Source organism: Kibdelosporangium persicum (assembly GCF_013280595.1).
Lineage (GTDB): Bacteria > Actinomycetota > Actinomycetes > Mycobacteriales > Pseudonocardiaceae > Kibdelosporangium > Kibdelosporangium persicum.
In genome coordinates this window covers 266,449-287,097 of the sequence record NZ_JAAATY010000003.1, presented here as the reverse complement: position 1 = coordinate 287,097, position 20,649 = coordinate 266,449, and the positions used below count along the sequence as shown (strand labels likewise).

The window sequence follows — 20,649 nt, the reverse complement described above, 5'->3', positions numbered from 1 at the left end:
GCTCACGATGCGGTGGGTATCACTGAACGGAGGGTGTGCGTGGGTACAGCGTTGACCATGGGCATGCTGGCCGTGGTGCTTGTCATCATGGCCGTGTTCTTTGCCGGTTTTCTGGCGTTGTTCGGTGCGGTGGCGGCCGTAGGGACTGTGGCCGCAGCGGCACAACGGACCACTACTCGGCGCAAACTCGGGCGCTGAAATATTCGGTTGCACCTCTCGATAGCCTGGAATACTTGTCTATCGAGAGGATTTCCTGTGTCTCAGGACAACACGACCCAGGACGAGCAACATCTGGCCGCGATAGTCGGCGACGCCCCCGCTCCCTACTCGGTGAAGGTGGTCGTCGCCGACTACAACCCTCTGTGGCCTGCATGGTTCGCCGAGGAAGCGGACAAAATACGGGCAGCACTGGGCGACGTCGCCCTGCGGATCGAGCACGTCGGCTCGACCTCGGTTCCTGGCTTGGCGGCGAAACCCATCATCGACATCGCCCTCGCCGTGCCTGATTCATCCCAGGACGACACGTATGTTCCCGCGCTCGTCGCGGCAGGCTACGACCTGCAGATCCGTGAACCGGAGTTCCACGAGCACCGCTGCTTCTACACGCGCCTCGAACGCGGCCACACCCGGAACGTCAACCTGCACACGTACACGGCCGGTTGCGTCGAACTCGACACGTACACCGTCTTTCGCGACTGGCTACGAACGCACGACGACGACCGCCTGCTGTACCAAACCACCAAACAGGAACTCGCCAAACGCGACTGGAAGTACGTCCAGAACTACGCCGACGCCAAAACCGGGGTAATCGAGGAAATCAAGGCACGCGCGGGCGCCCCTGACTATCCCTGTCCAGTCTACTGACGCACGGGCTTCCGGCGGCACCGGCGCCCCGGAAGCCGGACCCGCCGTTCTTCCGCACGACGCGCTCTGGCTCGCCAGGCCGCCAGATGGTGATCTCCAGGCCCCTCATGACCTACGAGTCGAAATCGGTCGCGATCAGCCCGGCAATCTTGTCCAAACTGGACTGCGCGTTCTCGCCTTCCGCGGCAAGGACGACCTCGTCCCCGTGCATCACGCCAAGTGTCATCAGACCGAGCAGGCTGACCGCTGGAACCGGTTCACCACCATCTTTGCGGATGGTCACCGCGACCGGCTGTTCGGCTGCCAGCCGGGCGACCAGCGCCGCGGGCCTGGCGTGCAGACCCACTGCGCTGGCCACCCGAACCCGGACCTCAGGCACGTCGACCTGGAGACGGTGGCTGGCCATGCTGAGGCCGCACGCGCTCGGTTGGCGTGTCCATCGTCGTTTCGGTATCCAACGGCTCCGCTTCCCGCCCCGGCGTGCGCAGGTTCCACTTGGTGATGACGAAACGGAACACGACGTAATAGATGACCGCGAACACCAGGCCGATCGGGATGATCAGCCACGGTTTCGTGGCCAAGTTCCAGTTCAACACGTAGTCGATGGCGCCGGCGGAGAACCCGAACCCGTCGTGCACCCCCAACGCGTTGGTGACCGCGAGCGACACACCGGTGAGCACGGCGTGCACGATCAGCAGGGGCCAGGCAACGAAGATGAACGCGAACTCCAAGGGCTCGGTGACGCCGGTCAGGAACGACGCCAGAGCCGCGGCCAGCATCAGGCCGCCGACCAGCTTGCGGTTCTCCGGGCGAGCCGTGTGGTAGATCGCCAGTGCCGCGGCGGGCAAGGCGAACATGAAGATCGGGAAGAACCCGGACATGAAGGCGCCCGCGTTCGGGTCACCCGCGAAGAACCGGTTGAGGTCACCGGTGGCGCCGTTGGCCTCGCCGAACACGAACCACACGAACGAGTTGATGATGTGGTGCAGGCCGAACGGGATCAGGAACCGGTTGAGCGCGCCGTAGATCCCCGCCCCGACGATGGTGGATCCCGAGACCGCTTCGCCGACGTGGGTCAGACCGGTGTTGAACCAGTGGAAGACCAGGCCGAGGATGACGCCGACGATCAGCATGACCACCGCGGCGATGATCGGCACGAACCGCCTGCCGCCGAAGAACGCGAGGTAAGGCGGAAGTTTGATGCGGTGGAAACGAGTCCACAGGACGGCCGTGATCAGGCCGCTGATGATGCCGCCGAGTACACCGTACGGCCCGCTCATGAAGGACTTGCCCTCGGTGAGGCTGGGATCGTTGATCGTCGCCACGAGCACCTCGTGGAACACCAGGTAGCCGACTGCCGCCGCGAGCGCCGCCGAGCCGTCCGCCTTCCGTGCGAATCCGATCGCGATACCGATCGCGAACAGCAGCGGAAGGAAGTCGAACAGCGCGCCGCCGCCAGCGCCGATGACCCTCGCGGCGTCGTCGAAGAACGCTCCCGGGATGGCGGCGATCAGTTCGCCTTGGCCTTTCCCGCTGCCGTCGATGTAGCCGAGACGGGACAGCAGGGCCGCGGCCGGCAAGGCCGCGATGGGCAACATGAGGCTTCGCGCGAAGCGTTGTAAACCGGCCAAGCCACGGCCGGACTGTTGGACCTGTGGTGCGCTCACTGGAATTCTCCCGTATCGGGGCCGGGTGTCCTGACGCGTTCAACCGCCCTGGTCTAGACCAGGTAAGTGCGGGACTATGCGCCTGCCAGGCGTTACGTGTCAACGACCGTTACGACTTTGTGTCGATGCGTGACGCGGTCGGTATGTGACGCGTACAAAGTCCGCAGGCTACACAACGGAGAGGGACAACAGATGGCAGACGAGCGGGCGGCGAAGATCCTGGCCGCCATTGGCGGAGCCGACAATGTGATCGAACTCGAGCCGTGCATCACGCGGCTCCGCTGCGAACTGGAAGATGAATCCTTGGTGGACGAACCGGCGTTGCGGGCCTTGGGCGTGCATGGCGTCGTACGGATGGGTGGCGCCGTGCAGATCGTCGTAGGCCCGGAAGCCGACACGATCGCCAGCGACATCGAGGATCTTCTGTGACACTAAGGATTTCCAGCCCGGTCACCGGTTCTGTCGTCGCGCTCTCGGCCGTGCCGGACCCCGTGTTCGCTCAGGCAATGGTCGGGCCAGGACTGGCCGTGCAACCGGCTGCTGTGGCCGCTGACGTTCTTTCTCCTATCGACGGGACCGTCGTGACCCTGCACCCACACGCGTTCGTTGTGGCGGCAGAGAGTGGGCAAGCTGTATTGGTCCACTTGGGAATCGACACGGTGAAGATGAAGGGTGAAAGTTTCACACTGCACGTGGTGAAAGGCGAAACGGTACGCGCGGGGCAGCGGATCATCGGATGGGATCCAGGCTCTGTGGAAGCCATTGGGTACTCGTCGGTCTGCCCGGTCATCGCGCTGGACGCACAGAGCAGCGAGCTGGCGGACGTCAGGCCGGACGGCGATGTCAAGGCTGGACAGACGTTGTTCGTCTGGCATCCTTGATCATGGCGCAACGCTGGAACCACAACATCCACTACCACTCGATGGTGCTTTCCGCAGTGCCGCCGGACGCACGAAACGCATTGGATGTGGGGTGCGGTGAAGGCATGCTCGCTCGAGCGCTCCGGGAAAAGGTGCCGAACGTCGTCGGTGTGGACCTCGACCAGGCGAGCATCGACTTGGCCAAGAAGCACGACGACGGTATTTCGTACGTCGTAGCTGATGCGCTCACCTACGACTTCCAGATGTCCTTCGACTTCATCGCCTCAGTAGCAGCTCTGCACCATGTGGACGCGGCCGCGGCGCTCGCTCGGTTCGACTCGTTGCTGAGGCCCGGCGGGACGATGGTGATCGTCGGCCTGGCCAGGCCGACGATGCGTGATGTGCCGTATGAACTAGCTGGAGCTGTGGCGGCGCGCATGCATCGTCGTACGAAAGGCTATTGGGAGCATCCTTCACCGACATGCTGGCCTCCCCCGGAGACGTACTCCAGTATGCGACGTCTGGCCTCAACGCTGCTACCAGGGGTTCGATACCGCCGTCACATCCTCTCGCGATACTCGCTCACCTGGGTGAAGCCCGACTGAAACCGTACGAACGGTCCGTTCGTACGGTTTCGATGCGCCAAACTGTGGCGTTCGACGGTCCTCTATGGGCAGTCTGGTGGCGTGGTCTTCATCGCCTCCCTCGCAGCCGGCGGTCTCCTGTCAGGAGCGCTCGGTCGGTGGCTGCTGCGTCGACTACGGCGCGGTGCGACGGTGAGGCCAGGCTGGTGTGAGGCCGCTTGTGCCGTCCTGTGGACGATGGCAGGGCTGGCCAATGTACCGATCACGTGGTTGCCAGTGATCTTGACGCTCGCTTGGTTCGCGGTTCTGCTCACAACGACAGACCTGCTACACGGTCGGCTTCCCGACGCCTTGACGATCTCGGCTTACCCCGTATTCGGTGTGCTACTGGCATTCGCGGGCAGTCTGGAGCGCGCGCTCGTGGGCGCCGTGCTGTTCTTGTGTCTACACGCGACTGCCCACCGCTTGGCGCCAGATGCGCTTGGCGGTGGGGACGTCAAACTCTCCGGCAGCCTAGGGGCGATCCTCGGCGCGGTTGGCTGGTTCGCCTTGTCGATCGGCCTGGCTCTGGCCGCCTTTTTCACGCTCGCTTTGCGGGCTGTTTCCCTTGGCCGCTATGGAGACCGCGTTCCACACGGTCCAGGTTTGCTTGCCGCTACGTGGTTACTGGCGTACTTGCCAGCCGGAACAGGCTTACCTGTTGACGTTGGGCACTTGTGGACCTGAGTTCACCCGTCCCACCCATACCATCACTTCTTCGAAACCCCGATTGGATTGACTATGACCGCGGAAACGTTGGTAGACCATGGTGCCGTTGAGCCGCAGCCGGCTGGTCCCATCGAAGAGATGACCGCATCGCAGTGCATGACGATGATCATCGCCGCCATCAGGTTGAAGTCGTTGTGCGACGCGCAGATCACCAAAGCGCTAGCCAGGTACGCAGAGCTGCGTCCACCCGACAAGGCTGGGATGGAACTCGCCGACGACGCCAGGAAACAGGTTGCTGTGGAACTGGCGATCTCGCCACGCGTCGTTGACACGAAGGTGAGGAAGTCTCGAAAGCTGGTCACTCGGTTGCCTGGAACACTGTCCGCGTTGGCTGACGGAGACATCGACTTGCGCAGAGCCGTTGCGATGGTGGATCTGACGGGTGGATTGTCCGACGAGGACGCCATCCGGGTTGAGCAGGACGTCCTGGCCGCTGGTGGGCGCGTGAACTACCGCAGGTTCCGGGACGCGGTCCGGCAGCGCGTGATCGAAGCTGAGGCAGAGGCAGCGGAACGGCGCCGTCTGGAAGCTTTGCGGAATCCGGACGTCTCCATCGAGCCAACTGTTGAGGGGATGAGCAGGCTTACCGCTGACCTGGCGGAGGAGGATGCCATAGCTGCCCGGAAACGGATCGATCACCTCGCTGAGATAGCCAGGACTCCGGGAGATGGTCGGACTGATGGCCAGCGTCGCGTCGCAGTCTTGACCGACTTGATGCTCGGTCACAGGGGTACGGACCCGATCGGCACCGCAATCGACGGCTCGGTCTCGCTGACCGCTCACGCAGGACTCAACGAGACCTCCGGGGAACCGGCCATCCCCACAGCGGTAGCGGCTGGACAGAATGGCGAGGTTGCCGCTGAGGCCCGGCTCAGCCCAGAGTGCGGTCCTCCAGTGTCGGCCGGTCAGGTGCTTGACATCAGCCGCCACCGGTACGCGGTGTCCGTTGATTCGCCAGTTCGTTGCGAAGTGCCCGGATGCAGGGCGGACGTTGTGGCTAGTTGGGGTGACGCCGCGGTGCGCCGTACAGACGACGCTGAATCTGGTGTCGGCGCGACGCCTGTCAGGACCACGTGTGCGCATCACAGCGTCGGGCGACAAGGCAGCAGCTGGACTGTCACCGAATCGGCGCCAGGCGTGTTCACGTTCGTCAGCGAAGATGGCCGACGGTTCGCTGCTGTGCCTGAGCGCTACCTCGACCCTCCTGCGTGACTGCGTGCCGTGCCGTTAGGCCTAACTATGCGAGCGTTCCTGGCTGAGAAGGACTTGGCCACGTCATGACGACCCAGCAGGGAAACCGCGTGGCACCGCGACGGTGGAGTGGTGAACTGCGTGAGTGGGTTCACGGGTTGGTACAGCGGCAGGCGAAGTTACATGCAGAGGGTGCTGAGTTGCTGCGCGAGCTGGATCTCATCGGCCTGCTGTCTGAGACCGGTCCAGTCCTGCTCGCGGGAAGCTTTGTGTCCGGTCTCATGACATGGCGAGAGCTGGACGTGATGGTTCTCGTCAGCGCGCGATTCATGCCGGTTGACGTCATGAGGCTCATCCAGCGAGTGATCGAGTTACCTGGAGTGGTGCGTTTCGAATATCAGGATGAGAGAGGCCTGCGGTGTCCTACTGAACATGTCCGGGATGAGCGCTACCACGTCGAGATCGGCGTTGATCGACCAGCGGGAGAATGGTGCATCGACCTCTCGCTGTGGTTGCACGACGCCCATCAGAACGTCGCTTCCTGGCATGAGGAGTTGCGGGACTCCGTCACTCCTCGTCAGCGCGAGTCCATTTTGGCGATCAAGGACGCTCAGCGCCGATCACCGGACTATCCGGGTGGGTTGCCTATTTACACCGCTGTCCTCGAACACGGGGTGCGCAGCCCAGAGGAATTCGAGCGGTGGCTCGCCGCCGGGCAACCGCCCCCAGGGTAGGGCTGAGCTCCTGCGACGTGAAAGGATCGGTCTGTGCTGCGCTGGATAACCGCTGGGGAGTCACACGGCCCGGCCCTTGTCGCCGTGCTCGAAGGAATGGTGGCCGGAGTCGAGGTCACCACCGAGGAGCTGACCGCCCAACTGGCAAGGCGGCGGCTCGGCTTCGGGCGTAGCCCTCGCATGGGGTTCGAGACCGACACCGTCGAGTTCCTGGGTGGCGTCCGGCACGGCCGGACCCAGGGGGGACCGATCGCGGTCAAGATCGAGAACTCCGAGTGGCCGAAATGGGAAAAGGTCATGGCGGCCGACCCGGTCGATGCCGCTGAGCTTGATGGGCTGGCCCGGAACGAGCCACTGACCCGGCCACGGCCCGGCCATGCCGACCTGCCGGGCATGCAGAAATACGGCTTCGACGAGGCTCGCCCGGTCCTTGAACGGGCCAGCGCGCGAGAGACCGCGGCACGGACGGCACTGGGAACGGTCGCCAAGGGCTTTCTGCGCCAGTTGCTGGGCGTCGAGATCATCAGCCACGTCGTGTCCATCGGCGCGGCCGAGGCGCCAGAAGGTCCTGAGCCGTTGCCCAGTGACCTTGCCGCCATCGACGAGAGCCCTGTCCGCGCATTCGGCCAGGAAGCGACTGACGCGATGGTCGCCGAGGTTGACGCGGTCAAGCAGGCCGGCGACACCGTCGGTGGTGTCATCGAGGTGATCGTGTACGGCTTGCCGCCGGGCCTCGGCAGCTACGTCCACTGGGACCGGAGGCTGGACGCACGGTTGGCTGGCGCGCTCATGGGTGTCCAGGCCATGAAGGGCGTGGAGATCGGTGACGGCTTCACCACAGCTCGCCGATGGGGCAGCAAGGCGCATGACGAGATCGAACGGGGAAGTCGCCCGAAGGGCGTGACTCGGCGATCCAACCGGGCTGGTGGCCTGGAAGGCGGTGTCACCAACGGTGAACCCCTGCGAGCTCGCGTTGCCATGAAGCCGATCTCAACTGTCCCGAAAGCACTGTCCACAGTCGATGTGGTCACTGGTGAGCCCGCTGTGGCGATCCACCAGCGATCGGACGTGTGCGCGGTGCCGCGCGCCGGTGTGGTGCTCGAATCGGTTGTCGCACTGGTCCTGGCTGACGCGGCGTTGGAGAAGTTCGGCGGCGACTCGATGCGCGAGACGCGGGCGAACGCCGAGGCGTACCTGAAGGCACTGGAGGAGCGCTGGTGAGCACCAATGGTCCGGTGCTGGTCCTGGTCGGCCCGCCCGGCTCGGGCAAGAGCACGATCGGCAAGATGGCGGCGGAGCGACTCGGTGTCGGCTTCCGCGACTTCGACGATGACATGACTGCTGAGCACGGCAAGGAAGCCGGCGAACTCGTCGTCGACTTCGGCCGCGAGCGTTTTCAGGAGCTTGAGTACGAATTGTTGGTGCGCGTGCTGCCGAAGCACGATGGAGTGCTCGCACTCGGTGGCGGTACGCCAACGGCGCCTGGAGTCCCTGAGCTGCTGAATCCGTATCACGTGGTCTTCCTGGACGTCGACCTCGAGCACCTGCTCAAGAGGGAAGGCCTGGTCGCGTTGCACCCGTGGCTGTTGCCGAACCCCCGTGCGCACCTGCGGCAGATGCTGACCGATCGTCGCCCGATCTACACCGAGGTGGCGGACGCCATTGTGCCGACGAACGGTCGCGCTCCGGAGGACATCCTCGAGGATGTCCTCGCGGCCATGCCGGTGAGGTGACGGGGATGGAGCCGGTCAAGATCGCTGTTCGCACCGAACAGCCGTATGAGGTTGTTGTCGGCCGCGGTCTGCTTGGAGACCTGGTCGAGAAGCTGCAAAGTGCTTCCAAAGTCGCGATTATCCACCCGCCGACGTTGACCGCCACCGCGGAGAGCGCTCGTGAGGAGATCACTGCCGCGGGCGTTGATGCCCACCGTATTGAGATTCCCGATGCTGAGGACGGCAAAGCGCTGCCCGTCGCCGGGTATTGCTGGGAGGTACTCGGCCGTATCGGTCTCGATCGGCAAGGAGTCGTCGTCGGCCTCGGAGGTGGGGCCGTCACTGACTTGGCCGGGTTTGTCGCGGCGACCTGGCTGCGTGGTGTCCGCCTGATCAACGTGCCGACGACGCTGTTGGGCATGGTCGACGCGTCGATCGGGGGCAAGACGGGCATCAACACAGACGCGGGTAAGAACCTGGTTGGCTGCTTCCACGAGCCCAGTTCGGTGCTCGTCGATCTCGCCACGCTTGCCACGTTGCCCGCCAACGAACTTGTCGCGGGCATGGCCGAGGTGATCAAGGGCGGTTTCATAGCGGACCCGCGGATCCTCGAACTTGTTGAGGCCGACCCGAAGGCCGCTGTCGACCCGGAGGGCGACGTCATCGCCGAACTGGTCGCCCGCAAGATTCAGATCAAGGCGGACGTCGTCGGACACGACCTGCGGGAATCCGGGCTGCGGGAGATCCTCAACTACGGCCACACGCTGGGGCATGCGATCGAGCGACGCGAGCGATACCGCTGGCGTCATGGTGCGGCCATCAGCGTGGGCATGGTGTTCGCCGCTGAACTGGCCCGCCTGGCCGGTCGGCTGGATGACGCCACCGCGGATCGGCATCGCGACGTGCTTGAGTCGATTGGTCTGCCGACCCACTACGACGCGGATGCCTTGCCGCAGCTGATCGACGCGATGCGTAACGACAAAAAGACCCGTTCCGGGGTACTCCGCTTCGTCGTTCTTGACGGTCTCGCCAAGCCCGGCAGGTTGGAAGGTCCTGACCCGGCGTTGCTCGCGGGCGCGTACTCGGCGGTGGCGGCCAAATCGGCGGACGGAGGGGTGTTGCTGTGAAGATTCTGGTGCTCAACGGCCCGAACCTGGGCAGGCTCGGTACGCGAGAACCAGAGGTCTACGGCCACACCACGCACGACGACCTTGTCGCCCTGTGCGAGCAGACTGGCAAGGAAATCGGGGTCGACGTCGAGGTCAGGCAGACCAACCACGAGGGCGAGATGATCGGCTGGCTGCATGAGGCCGCCGATCAGAAGACCCCGGTTGTTCTCAACGCGGGCGCCTGGACGCACTACTCCATTGCGATCGCAGACGCCTGCGCGATGCTGACGGCTCCGCTGGTTGAGGTGCACATCTCGAATGTGCACAAGCGCGAGGAGTTCCGTCACCACAGCTACATCTCGGCCGTCGCGAGCGGGGTCATCGTTGGCCTCGGCGTGAAGGGCTACCCCTTGGCGATCAGGTGGTTGGCAGAGCAATGAGTCAGCCGACGTTCGAGACGAACCGGTTGACGTTGCGGCCGATGCGGGCCGACGACCGGGAAGCGGTGATCAATATCTTCGCCGACCCGGTCAGTAGCAAGTACCTGACGCGCGACATGTCCGACCCGGTCAACGCGGCGACAAGTTTCGAGCGGTGGCTTGGTTGGGGATCGCCCAACGGCATGGGTACATGGTTGCTGGACCTGAACGGTTCGGTGATCGGTGTCGGCCGGTTCACCCCGTCGGACCGGCTGGCCGGCAAAGTGGTCGAAGTCGGTTGGTTCGTCGCCCGGACACATGTCGGACAGGGGTACGCCACTGAGGCGCTGCGCACCCTGCTCGACTACGGCATTCGCACTCTAGGGCTTCCTGCGATCTGGGCTGTGATCCACGCGCACAATGAGCCGAGTGTTCGCCTCGCCAAGGGGCTTGGCTTCCTTGACGTCGCCGACTACTACCAACCGGCCGGGGCGACTCGCATCCACGTGCTGCTGCCACAGACCGAACCCGACAGCCATGACCGGCAGCCCACGCTGCGGACCGAACGGCTGGTGATTCGGCCGTTGCGTGAGGACGACCGGCTCGATGTGCGGGAGATCTTCAGTGATCCGGCGTTGACCCACTTCTTGAACGCCGACGCGCGACAGCCGGGCTCGATCGACGGGATGATCGACCGCCGGTTGGCTTACGACGGGCCAAGTGGCATGGGGCACTGGGCGTTCATCGAGGACGACATCCTGGTCGGGATCGGTCACCTGCGCCCTTCAGGCGAACTGACCGGCGGAGTTGCCGAGATCGGCTGGTATCTCGGCCGAGACCACCAGGGGCGTGGTCTCGCGACCGAAGCCGCGATCGCGATCAGGGATCATGGCCTGCACACGCTCCGCCTGCCCGCGATCTGGGCTTTGGTCCACAAGGAGAATCACGCCAGTCATCGGCTCGCTGATCGCCTCGGCTTCATTGATGTCGGCACTGGAACGCACTACGGCGGTCCGCACCGGGTGTATGCGGCGTTGCCGCGGACTGTGCGCTGAGCCGGACTGATCGCGGACGGCTCTGGTGAGCGGGGGAGTGGTCTGCACCGCGCACATGCCGCTTCGATAGCCACACGGTTAGGTCGCGTTCGCCGATGCTCGGTGGCAGGACCGTAGAATGTCGCCCGACTGGGTGACGGAAGGCTTGTGTGTGCGTCGTTTGGTGTTGGTGTTGCTAGGGGCAGCGGCCTTGTCGTCGTCGTGCTCGGAGGCTCCGCCACAGGCCGAAGGCGCTGCGGGGGGCGCCGTCATCGGTGGTGCTTCGGCGTCTGCCAAGCCGGTACCCGCGCCAGCACCTGCTGCCGCACCTCCGCCGCAACCGAGAGCGTTATCCCAGGACAACCAGCGGTTAGATGGCGGAGTTGTAGCGGCCGCGGGGGAGAACGCTCAGTACAACTACGCGCCGTCGGTGATAGTTGACAGCGGCCGGGTGCGCATGTGGTGGTGCAGCCAGTTGGTCAGCAATCCACCACCTGGTGATGACATCCTGTATGCCGAAGCGAGCACGCCAGCGGGTCCGTTCTCCGGGGCACGAGCGGTGTTCGGTGGGGCGGGGCAAGGTTTTGACGGGCGGCATACGTGCGACCCGTCGGTGATCAGAGTCGGCGGGACGTACTACCTGTACTACACAGGGGCGCCGAACGATCACAGCTCAGGCAATGCGATCGGGCTGGCGACGAGCCCTGACGGCGTTACTTGGACGCGGGCGAAGGGAGGCGAGCCGATCGTCGGCTCGTCATACGAGGTCGGTCGCAGCAACACCTACGGAGCTGGACAACCGTCGGCGTTGTATCTCGACGGCTGGTTCTACCTGATGTTCACCGACACGAACGGGGCTGGCGCGCATGACAACGGCGCCGGGCAGTTCGTTCTGCGGTCGCAGGATCCGACGTTCACCACCGGCGTGGAGATGCTGGGTGCGAACGGTTTCAAACCGGGCCACGGCCGTGAGAGATCGGTTGTGGACGCGTTCAGCGCCGACTGGATGTGGGTTGACGCGCTCGACGCGTTCGCGATCGGGCACGAAACCGCGGGCGGCACCACGATCACCTTCTGGAACCGGGACTTCACGATCCATCCGTACGAACCGGTCTTGGTTCCGGGCCCATGGGAGGAAGGCCCGGGACTTGCCCGGCGGTCCGACGGCCACGCGCCGATCTCCCTGACCGATCCGTGCGGCCGGGTACCGATCGACCTCATCCGCGCGACCCGGGACAAGGCCGAGCCGACCGACCTGAAGCGGTTCGGGCTCGATCTGCACTCCGTCAACGGCTGCGCCACTCGTCAGTCGGCGTTCGCGACGCTGCAAGGATTCGCAATGCCGTCGCCGCAAAGGACGCTCGATCTGGTGCTCGGTACCGAGGTGGTTCGGGTGGACCGCCGGTCGGTGGCCGAAACGATGGGCGCGGTCGTGATCGGTCAACGGGCGGCCGCGTTGGACGGCGTACCGGTGGCTGCGCACGTGACGCCAGGCGCCGCTGCGGTGCAGGCCGAAGGCCGGGGAACCGCGTTCCTGCTGGGCGGAAGCCGCTTGTACCCGGTGAGCCCGGTCGCGGTGGCGGCCAACTCGTCTCAGGTCGAGAACATCCCGCCGGCGAAGTGGGACAGTTACTCCGTCGGACCAGCCTTGGCCGTGGCGCGCTGAGCGATCCGTCCGCCGACGAGCAACCCCAGCCCGGCGGGCACGAGAATCACCAGCGCGCCGAAAGCCGCGTCGCCGGTCAGCGCGCTGCCCAGCGAACTCAGCCCGGTCTCGTCCACGAACACAGACTTGCCGATCACCCGCAACAGACCACTGGCGAACCCGGCCACGATCGACGACAGCACCCAGATTCGGGCGCGGTCATCCAGTTGCCGCCAACCGTCGAGCGCACCCCACAACGCGGCAAGCCCGGCGACGACGCCGAGCACGGTCGAGCGGAGCACTCCGAGCGAGCTGACGTGCACCGCGATCGCGGCCAGCCCGACATCAGCACCGGCCAGCACGAACGCGAGCACTCCGCCTCGGATCAGCCAAAACCGCACCACGAAACCCTATAACGAGCGTGCCGCGGAACGGTGATCCGGCAACCGGCGCCAACGTTAAGCTCGACCCATGTCTGACCTCTACGCCCGCCGCCGCGAAGCCCTGCGTACCCAGCTCCGGGAGCGGGGGCTGGACGCCCTGCTCGTGGTCGACCTGTTGAACATCCGCTACCTCACCGGGTTCACCGGCTCCAACGCCGCGCTCGCGGTGCACGCCGCGGACAGCCCCGGCGACGAGAAGCACACCATCTTTTGCACCGACGGCCGTTATCTCACTCAGGTCGGCCAAGAAGTGCCGGACCTCGATCGGATCATCGACCGAGCCAGCGCCGTCGCGCTGGTGAAGAAGCTCGCGACACAGAAGACCAAGCACCGCCGGACCGGCTACGAGAGCCACCACGTCACCGTCGAGGCGTTGGACGGTCTCGCCGACGCGGCCGCGGGCATCGAACTGATCCGCGCGCCGGGCATGATCGAGAAGCTGCGGATCGTCAAGGACGACACGGAGATCGAGGCGCTGCGGATGGCATGCGCCGCCGCCGACCGCGCGCTGGCCGATCTGATGGCGCACGGTGGACTGCGGCCAGGCCGCTCCGAGCGCGAAGTGGCGCGTGAGCTCGAGGACAGGATGTGCGAGAACGGCGCCGCCAAACCCGCCTTCGAGACCATCGTCGCGACCGGCGCGAACTCCGCCATCCCGCACCACCGGCCGACGGACGCCATCCTGCAGCACGGCGACTTCGTGAAGATGGACTTCGGTGCGCTCGTCGACGGATACCACTCGGACATGACCCGCACGGTCGTTCTCGGCGAGCCCGCCGACTGGCAGAAGGAGATCTACGAACTGGTCGCGGCGTCCCAGGCGGCCGGCCGCGCGGCGTTGAAGGTCGGTGCGGACGTCAAGGACATCGACGCCGCGTCCCGTGACGTCATCGAGCGGGCCGGCCGGGGCGAGGAGTTCCTGCACGGCCTGGGACACGGCGTTGGCCTGCAGATTCACGAGGCCCCGAGCCTGTCGAAGACCGGTGACGGTACACTTTCGGCCGGCATGGCGGTCACCGTGGAGCCCGGCGTGTATCTGGCCGGCAGGGGCGGTGTCCGAATCGAGGACACGCTTGTCGTGCGGGAGGCCGGTCCCGAACTCCTCACTTTGACCACCAAGCAGCTCATGGTCGTGTGAACGCCCGCACGCCCTGGAACTTGAAAACAGGAGAGTCGAACCCGTGGCCACCACCACCAACGACCTGAAGAACGGAATGGTTCTCAACCTCGAGGGCCAGTTGTGGACGGTTGTGTCGTTCCAGCACGTCAAGCCCGGCAAGGGCCCGGCGTTCGTCCGGACCACGCTCAAGCACGTGCTGTCCGGCAAGGTCGTCGACAAGACGTTCAACGCGGGCACCAAGGTGGAGACCGCGACTGTCGACCGCCGTGCGATGACGTACCTCTACGCCGACGGCTCGGACTTCGTGTTCATGGACGGCGAGACGTACGACCAGATCCACGTGAGCAGGGACGTCGTCGCCGACGGCGCGAACTACCTCCTGGAGAACACAGAGGTCACCGTGGCCACGCACGAGGGTGTGCCGCTCTACGTCGAGCTGCCGACCTCCCTCGAGCTGGTCATCCAGCACACCGACCCGGGCCTGCAGGGCGACCGCTCCACCGGCGGCACCAAGCCCGCGACCCTGGAGACCGGCGCGGAGATCCAGGTGCCGCTGTTCGTCACCACCGGCGAGAAGGTCAAGGTCGACACCCGGGACGGTCGTTACCTCGGCCGCGTCTCCAGCTGAGATGGGCGCCCGTAGCAAAGCTCGCAAACGCGCGGTCGACCTGCTGTTCGAAGCGCAGCTCAGGAACGTCGACCCGGTCAGCCTGCTCGCCGACCGGGTCGGTTCCCCTGACGTGCCGCCTGTGAACGACTACACCGTCACGCTGGTCGAGGGCGTGCAGACGCACCTGACGCGGATCGACGAGCTGCTCGCCGAGCATTCCGAAGGGTGGACGCTCGACCGGATGCCCGCGGTCGACCTCGCTGTGCTGCGGCTTGGTCTCTACGAACTGCTGTGGGCGTCGGACGTGCCCGACCCGGTGGCCATCGACGAGGCGGTCCAGCTCGCGAAGATGCTGTCGACCGACGACTCGCCGCGGTTCGTCAACGGCCTGCTCGGCCGGATCGCCACGATCGCGGATCGGTTGCGCGCGACGCTCTGAGGCGCGACGACAGCCTCGGACGTGTTTCCGCAGGTAGGCCCATGGGCGGGCGGGAAATGTCGGACCCCTGGTGTTGACTGGAAACTAGGGGTTCCCCCTGTGACGGATTTTGTCGCCGTGTGGATCGGCGCCGTGGGCCGCGGTGGTGCACGGCGAGAGCTGGGCGAGTGCAGGCGATTTCCGGACGTGGCGGTGCACGCCTGGCCGTGCAGGGGCGGCCGCGTGGCACCTACGCCGTTTCGCTCAGCGCCGACCGGCTGCGCGCCACCCATCGCGACGGGTCCCCCAGCGCGCAGCCGGCTTCATGTCAGTCCTCTTTCGACGGCCTGGCCTCCGGCGGAAGCACGCCCCAGTCGATCAGCTGCTCGGTGAGCTCGCCCGGGGTCATGTCGTAGATGATGGCGAGTGACCGCAGGTCCTCGGTCCGGATGGACAGCACCTTGCCGTTGTAGTCCCCTCGCTGACTCTGGATGGTGGCCGCGTAGCGCGCCAGCGGACCGACCTTTTCGGCCGGAAGCTGTTGCAGCCGCTCCAGGTTGATGACGATCTTCGTGGCGGGCTCGGCACCGGAGGGGACCCTTCCCTCAGGCAGAAGCTCGACCACCGGTACTCCGTAGAAGTCGGCCAGCTCGGCCAGCTTCTGCACGGTCACTGCACGGTCGCCACGTTCGTAGGAGCCGACGACGACTGCCTTCCAGCGTCCGCCGGACTTCTGCTCGACGCCGTGCAACGACAGGCCTTGCTGCTGGCGGATGCCACGGAGCTTGGCCCCTAGCGCCTTGGCGTAATCGCCCATGTGGCGGTTCTCCATTTCATTCGCCCCGGCGGCCGGGAAGGCGAGCCGACGGGTCTCTGCTTAGATCGATACGCAGAGTAATGGTTACTTGCCGTGGCCAATAGGTCAAGCACCTCGCTCAGTTGCAGTATCGAGATCGACGTGAAGACCACCCGGACGGTGTACCGGTGTGCCCTGGTAACGTGCCTGATGACCCTGGTAGTGAGGGTCCTCGACATCCTTTAACGACCCGTCCGGTGAGGCGGGGAAGGAGGTCCACGCCAGTGCCACGCACCCGTGGCGCGGCGGATCCCGGCGGGCGGCGCGAGCTGCTTTCGGCCGGGGACGTCGCGCGCACTGTCGCCCGAATGGCCCATCAGGTCATCGAGAAGACGACTCTCGGTGCACCTGACGCTGCTCCAGTCGTGCTGATCGGCATTCCGACGAGGGGCGCACCGCTGGCCAAGCGTCTGGCCGCCCGGATCGCGGATTTCAGCGGAGTCCAGGTCCCGACCGGCGTGCTCGACGTCACGCTTTACCGTGACGACCTGCGCCGCCATCCCAACCGCCCGCTCGAGCCGACGAGCCTGCCCGAGGGCGGTATCGAGGACAAACTCGTCGTCCTGGTCGACGACGTGCTCTATTCCGGCCGAACGGTCCGTGCTGCCTTGGATGCGCTGCGTGACCATGGCAGGCCCCGCTCGGTGCAGTTGGCGGTCCTGGTCGACCGCGGCCACCGGGAACTGCCGATCCGAGCCGACTATGTCGGCAAGAACGTGCCTACCGCCCGGTCGGAAGGCATCGAAGTGCTGCTCGAGGAACTGGACGGCCGCGACGCCGTGGAGCTTGTCGGATGAAACACCTGTTGAGCTGTGACGGCCTGAGCCGCGACACAGCCACCGCTGTCCTGGACACCGCCGAAGCGCTGAAGCAGACGCTTCTGGGCCGGGAGGTCCGCAAACTGCCGACACTGCGCGGTCGCACGGTCATCACGATGTTCTACGAGAACTCGACTCGTACGCGTGTGTCGTTCGAGATCGCGGGCAAGTGGATGAGCGCCGACGTCATCAACGTGTCCTCGAGCGGATCGTCGGTCAGCAAGGGCGAGTCCCTGCGCGACACCGCGCTCACGTTGGCTGCAGCGGGAGCGGACTGCGTGATCGTGCGTCATCCGGCGTCCGGCGCGGCGCACCGACTGGCCAGTTGGCTGTCCGGCACGCACACGTCGGTGGTGAATGCCGGCGACGGCATGCACGAGCACCCGACGCAGGCGTTGCTCGACGCGGCCACGTTGCGGGAGCGGCTCGGCGGTCTGGACGGCCGTCGGATCGCGATCGTGGGTGACGTGTTGCACAGCAGGGTCGCCAGGTCGAACGTGCATTTGCTCACAACGCTCGGCGCCGAGGTCGTCCTCGTCGCGCCGCCCACTCTGCTGCCCGCGGGCGTAAACAGTTGGCCTGTAACGGTGTCGCACGAGCTCGACGCCGAACTGTCCGCTGTGGACGCCGTGATGATGCTTCGGGTGCAGGCCGAACGGATGCACGGCGGCTTTTTCCCCTCTGCACGCGAGTACTCCATCGCATACGGTCTTTCGGAGGCGCGCCTGCGCCTGCTCCCCGACCACGCCGTCGTGCTGCATCCCGGACCGATGCTGCGCGGCATGGAGATCGCGTCCACCGTTGCGGACTCGCCACGGGCCGCGATCACCGACCAAGTGCGAAACGGAGTTCACGTCCGCATGGCCGTGCTGTACCACCTGCTCGCCGGAGAAGAGGAAGTCGCGTGACGCTGATCAAAGGCGCCGTGCTCTACGGCGAAGGTGACCCCGTCGACATTCTCGTCGAAGACGGCCAGGTAGCCGAGATCGGCGAGCTCAAGAAGAAGACCGGCCAGGATGTCATCGACGCCCAGGGCCTCGTCGTCCTGCCGGGCTTCGTCGACCTGCACACGCACCTGCGCGAACCCGGTCGCGAGGACACCGAGACGGTCGAGACGGGATCAGCGGCGGCCGCGCTCGGCGGTTACACGGCGGTCTTCGCGATGGCCAACACGGACCCCGTCGCCGACAACCCGGTCGTCGTCGAGCATGTCTGGCGCCGTGGCCGCGAGGTCGGGTTAGTGGACGTCCACCCGATCGGTGCGGTGACCGTCGGGCTGAAAGGCGAGCGCCTCGCCGAGCTCGGTGCAATGGCTCGGAGCAATGCGAGCGTTCGGATCTTCTCCGACGACGGCATGTGCGTCGCCGACCCACTGATCATGCGGCGTGCGCTCGAGTACAGCCGCGGTTTGGACGTGCTCATCGCGCAGCACGCCGAAGAGCCGCGTCTGACGGTCGGCGCGCAGGCGCACGAAGGTGAGACAGCCGCGCGACTCGGACTCGCCGGTTGGCCCGCGGCCGCTGAGGAGTCGATCGTCGCGCGCGACTGCCTGCTCGCCGGTCACGTCGGCGCGAGGCTGCACGTGTGCCACGTGTCGACGGCGGGCACCGCCGACGTGCTGCGCTGGGCGAAGGCCCGCGGCACGCAGGTCTCGGCCGAGGTCACCCCGCACCACTTGTTGCTGGACGACGACCGGCTGAACACCTACGACCCGGTCAACAAGGTCAACCCGCCGCTGCGGACCTCGTCGGACACCAAATCGCTCCGCGAAGCGCTCGCCGAAGGCGTCATCGATTGCGTCGCCACCGACCACGCGCCGCACGCGCCCCAGGACAAGGACTGCGAGTGGTCCGCGGCCCGGCCGGGCATGCTGGGCCTGCAGACCGCGCTTTCGGTGGTGATCGAGACGATGGTTAAGCCCGGGCTGCTGGACTGGCGCGGGGTGGCGCGGGTGATGAGCGAGCGGCCCGCGGAGATCGCCGGGCTGCCCGACCACGGCAGGCCGATCGCGGTCGGCGAACCGGCGAACCTCGTCCTGGTCGACCCGAAGGCGACGTGGACGGTGAACGGCGCGCGGCTGGCCAGCCTCGCGGGCAACACCCCGTACGAAGGCATGGAGCTTCCCGGCGTCATCAAGGCGACATTGCTCCGAGGCAAAGTGACCGCGCGGGATGGGCGGGCCGTCAGATGAGGATCTTGCTCACGCTCGCGGTCGTGGCCTTCTTCCTGCTCTGTGTGCTGGCGATGTGGTGGGGCTACCGCAACCGCGCCCGTAGGCAGCGCCCGGACCTGCCGCAGTTCCCGCAGCCGCCGCAGACCCTCAAGAAGGACCTGCTCGAACCCGCGACCGGCGTGTACATCAGCACCACGACCGCGAAGAGCTGGCAGGACCGGGTCGCGGTCGGGGACATCGGGTTCCGTGCCGCCGCGACGGTGCACCTCACCGACGACGGCGTGCTGTTCGACAGGGAAGGCGCGGACCGGGTGTGGATCCCGGCGGAGTCGGTGGTGAGCGCACGCACCGACCGTGCGATCGCCGGGAAGGTGATGAAGCGCGACGGCCTGCTCGTCGTGCGCTGGCGGCTGGGCGAGCACGAGCTCGACACAGGCTTCCGGGGAGATGACAAAGACGTGTACGCGGACTGGGTCGAGGCGTTGACCGGCCTGGCCAAAGGAGGAGCGGCGAAGTGACACCAGCTGCATTGGTGCTTGAGGACGGCCGGGTCTTCCGGGGTGAAGCGTTCGGCGCGGTGGGGTCGACCCTGGGCGAGGTCGTCTTCTGCACGGCGATGACCGGCTACCAGGAAACGTTGACCGACCCGTCGTACCACGGACAGATCGTGGTGGCGACGGCCCCGCAGATCGGCAACACCGGCTGGAACGACGAGGACGACGAGTCCAGGAAGATCCACGTGGCGGGTTATGTGGTGCGTGATCCGGCACGAATCCCGTCCAACTGGCGCTCGCGCCGTTCGTTGAACGACGAGCTGACCGACCAAGGCATCGTCGGCATCGCGGGCGTGGACACCCGCACCATCACCCGGCACATCCGCGAACAGGGCGCGATGCGCGCTGGGATCTTCGCGGGCGACGCGGTGACCGATGTGGACACCATGGTCCAGGCCGTGCGGGACAGCCCGAAGATGAAGGGCGCGGACCTCTCCGGCGCGGTCAGCACCGACGAGACCTACGTCGTCCCGGCCAACGGCGAACGGCGGTTCAAGGTCGCCGCGCTGGACCTGGGCATCAAGTTCAACACGCCGCGGATGATGGCCCAGCGCGGCATCGAGACCCACGTGATGCCGGTCGGGTCCACTCTGGACGACCTGCTCGCGGTCGAGCCCGACGGCGTCTTCCTGGCCAACGGCCCCGGCGACCCGGAGACCCAGGCGCACGCGATCGCGCTGACGCAGCAGGTCCTCGAACGCCGGATCCCGTTGTTCGGCATCTGCTTCGGCAACCAGATCCTGGGCCGCGCCCTGGGCATGGGCACGTACAAGATGACCTACGGCCACCGAGGCATCAACGTGCCGGTGATCGAGGCGGCCACCGGCCGGGTGGCGATCACGTCCCAGAACCACGGCTTCGCGTTGGAAGGCGAGGTCGGTCAGAAACTGGACACGCCGTACGGCGCTGCCGAGGTGAGCCACTACTGCCCGAACGACGGCACCGTCGAAGGTCTGCGTTGTGTGGACGTCCCGGCGTTCAGTGTCCAGTACCACCCCGAGGCGGCCGCCGGCCCGCACGACGCCGCGCCCCTGTTCGACCAGTTCGTGACGTTGATGGATGAGGCCTGA

General features: G+C 66.0%; 26 protein-coding genes. 22 read left to right on the top strand and 4 right to left on the bottom strand.

Features of this window, described 5'->3' with window-relative positions:
* The first annotated feature begins 39 nt into the window (after positions 1-39).
* Both GC106_RS08105 and GC106_RS08100 read left to right on the top strand, forming a co-directional pair.
* Complete coding sequence (locus tag GC106_RS08105) at positions 40-198, top strand: hypothetical protein (protein WP_173126133.1); 159 nt, start codon at positions 40-42, stop codon at positions 196-198.
* A 57-nt stretch (positions 199-255) separates the two neighbouring features.
* Complete coding sequence (locus GC106_RS08100; RefSeq protein WP_173126130.1) at positions 256-864, top strand: GrpB family protein; 609 nt, start codon at positions 256-258, stop codon at positions 862-864.
* 112 nt (positions 865-976) lie between these two features.
* Here GC106_RS08100 and GC106_RS08095 read toward each other — a convergent pair whose 3' ends face one another.
* Positions 977-1,243: an HPr family phosphocarrier protein gene (locus GC106_RS08095; protein WP_173126649.1), complete on the bottom strand. Its 267-nt coding sequence runs from the start codon at positions 1,241-1,243 to the stop codon at positions 977-979.
* Entirely contained in the window at positions 1,236-2,537 is a 1,302-nt protein-coding gene (locus GC106_RS08090; protein ID WP_376777718.1) for a PTS transporter subunit EIIC, read from the bottom strand. Before GC106_RS08090 ends, GC106_RS08095 begins: the two co-directional genes overlap by 8 nt.
* A 186-nt stretch (positions 2,538-2,723) precedes the next feature.
* Between GC106_RS08090 and GC106_RS08085 the strand changes: the two genes are divergently transcribed.
* From GC106_RS08085 to GC106_RS08030, 12 genes are all read left to right on the top strand, one after another.
* On the top strand, positions 2,724-2,960 hold the full coding sequence (locus GC106_RS08085; protein WP_173126124.1) for a PTS sugar transporter subunit IIB: 237 nt from the start codon (positions 2,724-2,726) through the stop codon (positions 2,958-2,960).
* Positions 2,957-3,412 carry a PTS sugar transporter subunit IIA gene (locus GC106_RS08080; RefSeq protein WP_173126121.1) on the top strand — a complete coding sequence of 152 codons (456 nt, stop codon included), beginning with the start codon at positions 2,957-2,959 and terminating at the stop codon, positions 3,410-3,412. Before GC106_RS08085 ends, GC106_RS08080 begins: the two co-directional genes overlap by 4 nt.
* Before the next feature lie 2 nt (positions 3,413-3,414).
* Positions 3,415-3,996, top strand: a complete 582-nt coding sequence (locus GC106_RS08075) for a class I SAM-dependent methyltransferase (RefSeq protein ID WP_173126118.1) — start codon at positions 3,415-3,417, stop codon at positions 3,994-3,996.
* Positions 3,997-4,212: 216 nt separating this feature from the next.
* Positions 4,213-4,701 (top strand): prepilin peptidase, encoded by a 489-nt coding sequence (locus GC106_RS08070; RefSeq protein ID WP_246365095.1) that lies wholly within the window; start codon positions 4,213-4,215, stop codon positions 4,699-4,701.
* A gap of 120 nt (positions 4,702-4,821) precedes the next feature.
* A complete protein-coding gene (locus GC106_RS08065; protein ID WP_173126112.1) occupies positions 4,822-5,955 on the top strand; it encodes a DUF222 domain-containing protein in 1,134 nt (377 codons plus the stop codon).
* Between the two features lie 65 nt (positions 5,956-6,020).
* Complete coding sequence (locus tag GC106_RS08060; protein WP_173126109.1) at positions 6,021-6,668, top strand: hypothetical protein; 648 nt, start codon at positions 6,021-6,023, stop codon at positions 6,666-6,668.
* Between the two features lie 33 nt (positions 6,669-6,701).
* Positions 6,702-7,889: a chorismate synthase gene (gene aroC, locus GC106_RS08055; protein ID WP_173126106.1), complete on the top strand. Its 1,188-nt coding sequence runs from the start codon at positions 6,702-6,704 to the stop codon at positions 7,887-7,889.
* Complete coding sequence (locus tag GC106_RS08050) at positions 7,886-8,401, top strand: shikimate kinase (protein ID WP_217280190.1); 516 nt, start codon at positions 7,886-7,888, stop codon at positions 8,399-8,401. The genes aroC and GC106_RS08050 overlap by 4 nt, the downstream gene beginning before the upstream one ends.
* Positions 8,402-8,406: 5 nt before the next feature.
* Positions 8,407-9,507, top strand: coding sequence for a 3-dehydroquinate synthase (aroB, locus tag GC106_RS08045; protein ID WP_173126104.1), 1,101 nt, complete (start codon positions 8,407-8,409; stop codon positions 9,505-9,507).
* Positions 9,504-9,929, top strand: a complete 426-nt coding sequence (aroQ, locus tag GC106_RS08040; protein WP_173126102.1) for a type II 3-dehydroquinate dehydratase — start codon at positions 9,504-9,506, stop codon at positions 9,927-9,929. The genes aroB and aroQ overlap by 4 nt, the downstream gene beginning before the upstream one ends.
* A complete protein-coding gene (locus GC106_RS08035; protein ID WP_173126100.1) occupies positions 9,926-10,963 on the top strand; it encodes a GNAT family N-acetyltransferase in 1,038 nt (345 codons plus the stop codon). The genes aroQ and GC106_RS08035 overlap by 4 nt, the downstream gene beginning before the upstream one ends.
* A gap of 118 nt (positions 10,964-11,081) precedes the next feature.
* A complete protein-coding gene (locus GC106_RS08030; RefSeq protein WP_246365092.1) occupies positions 11,082-12,608 on the top strand; it encodes a glycoside hydrolase family protein in 1,527 nt (508 codons plus the stop codon).
* On the opposite strand, the gene GC106_RS08025 is transcribed toward GC106_RS08030, so the two are convergent.
* Entirely contained in the window at positions 12,572-12,988 is a 417-nt protein-coding gene (locus GC106_RS08025; RefSeq protein WP_173126098.1) for a hypothetical protein, read from the bottom strand. The genes GC106_RS08030 and GC106_RS08025 overlap by 37 nt on opposite strands.
* Before the next feature lie 70 nt (positions 12,989-13,058).
* Here GC106_RS08025 and GC106_RS08020 point away from each other — a divergent pair, with 70 nt between their 5' ends.
* The 3 genes from GC106_RS08020 to nusB are packed head-to-tail and all read left to right on the top strand — an operon-like array spanning position 13,059 to position 15,199.
* The gene (locus tag GC106_RS08020; RefSeq protein ID WP_173126096.1) at positions 13,059-14,168 is read left to right on the top strand and encodes an aminopeptidase P family protein; all 1,110 of its coding nucleotides are present in this window, start codon (positions 13,059-13,061) and stop codon (positions 14,166-14,168) included.
* Between the two features lie 43 nt (positions 14,169-14,211).
* The gene (gene efp / locus GC106_RS08015) at positions 14,212-14,778 is read left to right on the top strand and encodes an elongation factor P (protein WP_312872531.1); all 567 of its coding nucleotides are present in this window, start codon (positions 14,212-14,214) and stop codon (positions 14,776-14,778) included.
* Position 14,779: 1 nt separating this feature from the next.
* The gene (gene nusB, locus GC106_RS08010; RefSeq protein ID WP_173126094.1) at positions 14,780-15,199 is read left to right on the top strand and encodes a transcription antitermination factor NusB; all 420 of its coding nucleotides are present in this window, start codon (positions 14,780-14,782) and stop codon (positions 15,197-15,199) included.
* 307 nt (positions 15,200-15,506) lie between these two features.
* Here the strand turns inward: nusB and bldD are convergent, their stop codons facing one another.
* Positions 15,507-15,995 (bottom strand): transcriptional regulator BldD, encoded by a 489-nt coding sequence (bldD, locus tag GC106_RS08005; RefSeq protein WP_003096372.1) that lies wholly within the window; start codon positions 15,993-15,995, stop codon positions 15,507-15,509.
* 263 nt (positions 15,996-16,258) lie between these two features.
* Here bldD and pyrR point away from each other — a divergent pair, with 263 nt between their 5' ends.
* The 5 genes from pyrR to carA are packed head-to-tail and all read left to right on the top strand — an operon-like array spanning position 16,259 to position 20,649.
* On the top strand, positions 16,259-16,831 hold the full coding sequence (pyrR, locus tag GC106_RS08000) for a bifunctional pyr operon transcriptional regulator/uracil phosphoribosyltransferase PyrR (RefSeq protein ID WP_173126091.1): 573 nt from the start codon (positions 16,259-16,261) through the stop codon (positions 16,829-16,831).
* The gene (locus GC106_RS07995; RefSeq protein WP_173126088.1) at positions 16,828-17,760 is read left to right on the top strand and encodes an aspartate carbamoyltransferase catalytic subunit; all 933 of its coding nucleotides are present in this window, start codon (positions 16,828-16,830) and stop codon (positions 17,758-17,760) included. Before pyrR ends, GC106_RS07995 begins: the two co-directional genes overlap by 4 nt.
* Positions 17,757-19,043 (top strand): dihydroorotase, encoded by a 1,287-nt coding sequence (locus GC106_RS07990; protein WP_173126085.1) that lies wholly within the window; start codon positions 17,757-17,759, stop codon positions 19,041-19,043. Before GC106_RS07995 ends, GC106_RS07990 begins: the two co-directional genes overlap by 4 nt.
* Positions 19,040-19,543, top strand: coding sequence for a PH-like domain-containing protein (locus GC106_RS07985; RefSeq protein ID WP_173126082.1), 504 nt, complete (start codon positions 19,040-19,042; stop codon positions 19,541-19,543). Before GC106_RS07990 ends, GC106_RS07985 begins: the two co-directional genes overlap by 4 nt.
* On the top strand, positions 19,540-20,649 hold the full coding sequence (gene carA, locus GC106_RS07980; RefSeq protein WP_312872530.1) for a glutamine-hydrolyzing carbamoyl-phosphate synthase small subunit: 1,110 nt from the start codon (positions 19,540-19,542) through the stop codon (positions 20,647-20,649). The genes GC106_RS07985 and carA overlap by 4 nt, the downstream gene beginning before the upstream one ends.

What these genes read in the sequence shown, in the direction of transcription:
- GC106_RS08085 (WP_173126124.1), top strand. Translation starts at nt 2,724, where the DNA reads ATGGCAGACGAGCGGGCGGCGAAGATCCTGGCCGCCATTGGCGGAGCC.
- GC106_RS08075 (WP_173126118.1), top strand. Translation starts at nt 3,415, where the DNA reads ATGGCGCAACGCTGGAACCACAACATCCACTACCACTCGATGGTGCTT.
- GC106_RS08070 (WP_246365095.1), top strand. Translation starts at nt 4,213, where the DNA reads ATGGCAGGGCTGGCCAATGTACCGATCACGTGGTTGCCAGTGATCTTG.
- GC106_RS08065 (WP_173126112.1), top strand. Translation starts at nt 4,822, where the DNA reads ATGACCGCATCGCAGTGCATGACGATGATCATCGCCGCCATCAGGTTG.
- GC106_RS08060 (WP_173126109.1), top strand. Translation starts at nt 6,021, where the DNA reads ATGACGACCCAGCAGGGAAACCGCGTGGCACCGCGACGGTGGAGTGGT.
- aroB (WP_173126104.1), top strand. Translation starts at nt 8,407, where the DNA reads ATGGAGCCGGTCAAGATCGCTGTTCGCACCGAACAGCCGTATGAGGTT.
- GC106_RS08035 (WP_173126100.1), top strand. Translation starts at nt 9,926, where the DNA reads ATGAGTCAGCCGACGTTCGAGACGAACCGGTTGACGTTGCGGCCGATG.
- GC106_RS08030 (WP_246365092.1), top strand. Translation starts at nt 11,082, where the DNA reads ATGTCGCCCGACTGGGTGACGGAAGGCTTGTGTGTGCGTCGTTTGGTG.
- GC106_RS08020 (WP_173126096.1), top strand. Translation starts at nt 13,059, where the DNA reads ATGTCTGACCTCTACGCCCGCCGCCGCGAAGCCCTGCGTACCCAGCTC.
- nusB (WP_173126094.1), top strand. Translation starts at nt 14,780, where the DNA reads ATGGGCGCCCGTAGCAAAGCTCGCAAACGCGCGGTCGACCTGCTGTTC.
- bldD (WP_003096372.1), bottom strand. Translation starts at nt 15,995, where the DNA reads ATGGGCGATTACGCCAAGGCGCTAGGGGCCAAGCTCCGTGGCATCCGC.
- GC106_RS07995 (WP_173126088.1), top strand. Translation starts at nt 16,828, where the DNA reads ATGAAACACCTGTTGAGCTGTGACGGCCTGAGCCGCGACACAGCCACC.
- GC106_RS07985 (WP_173126082.1), top strand. Translation starts at nt 19,040, where the DNA reads ATGAGGATCTTGCTCACGCTCGCGGTCGTGGCCTTCTTCCTGCTCTGT.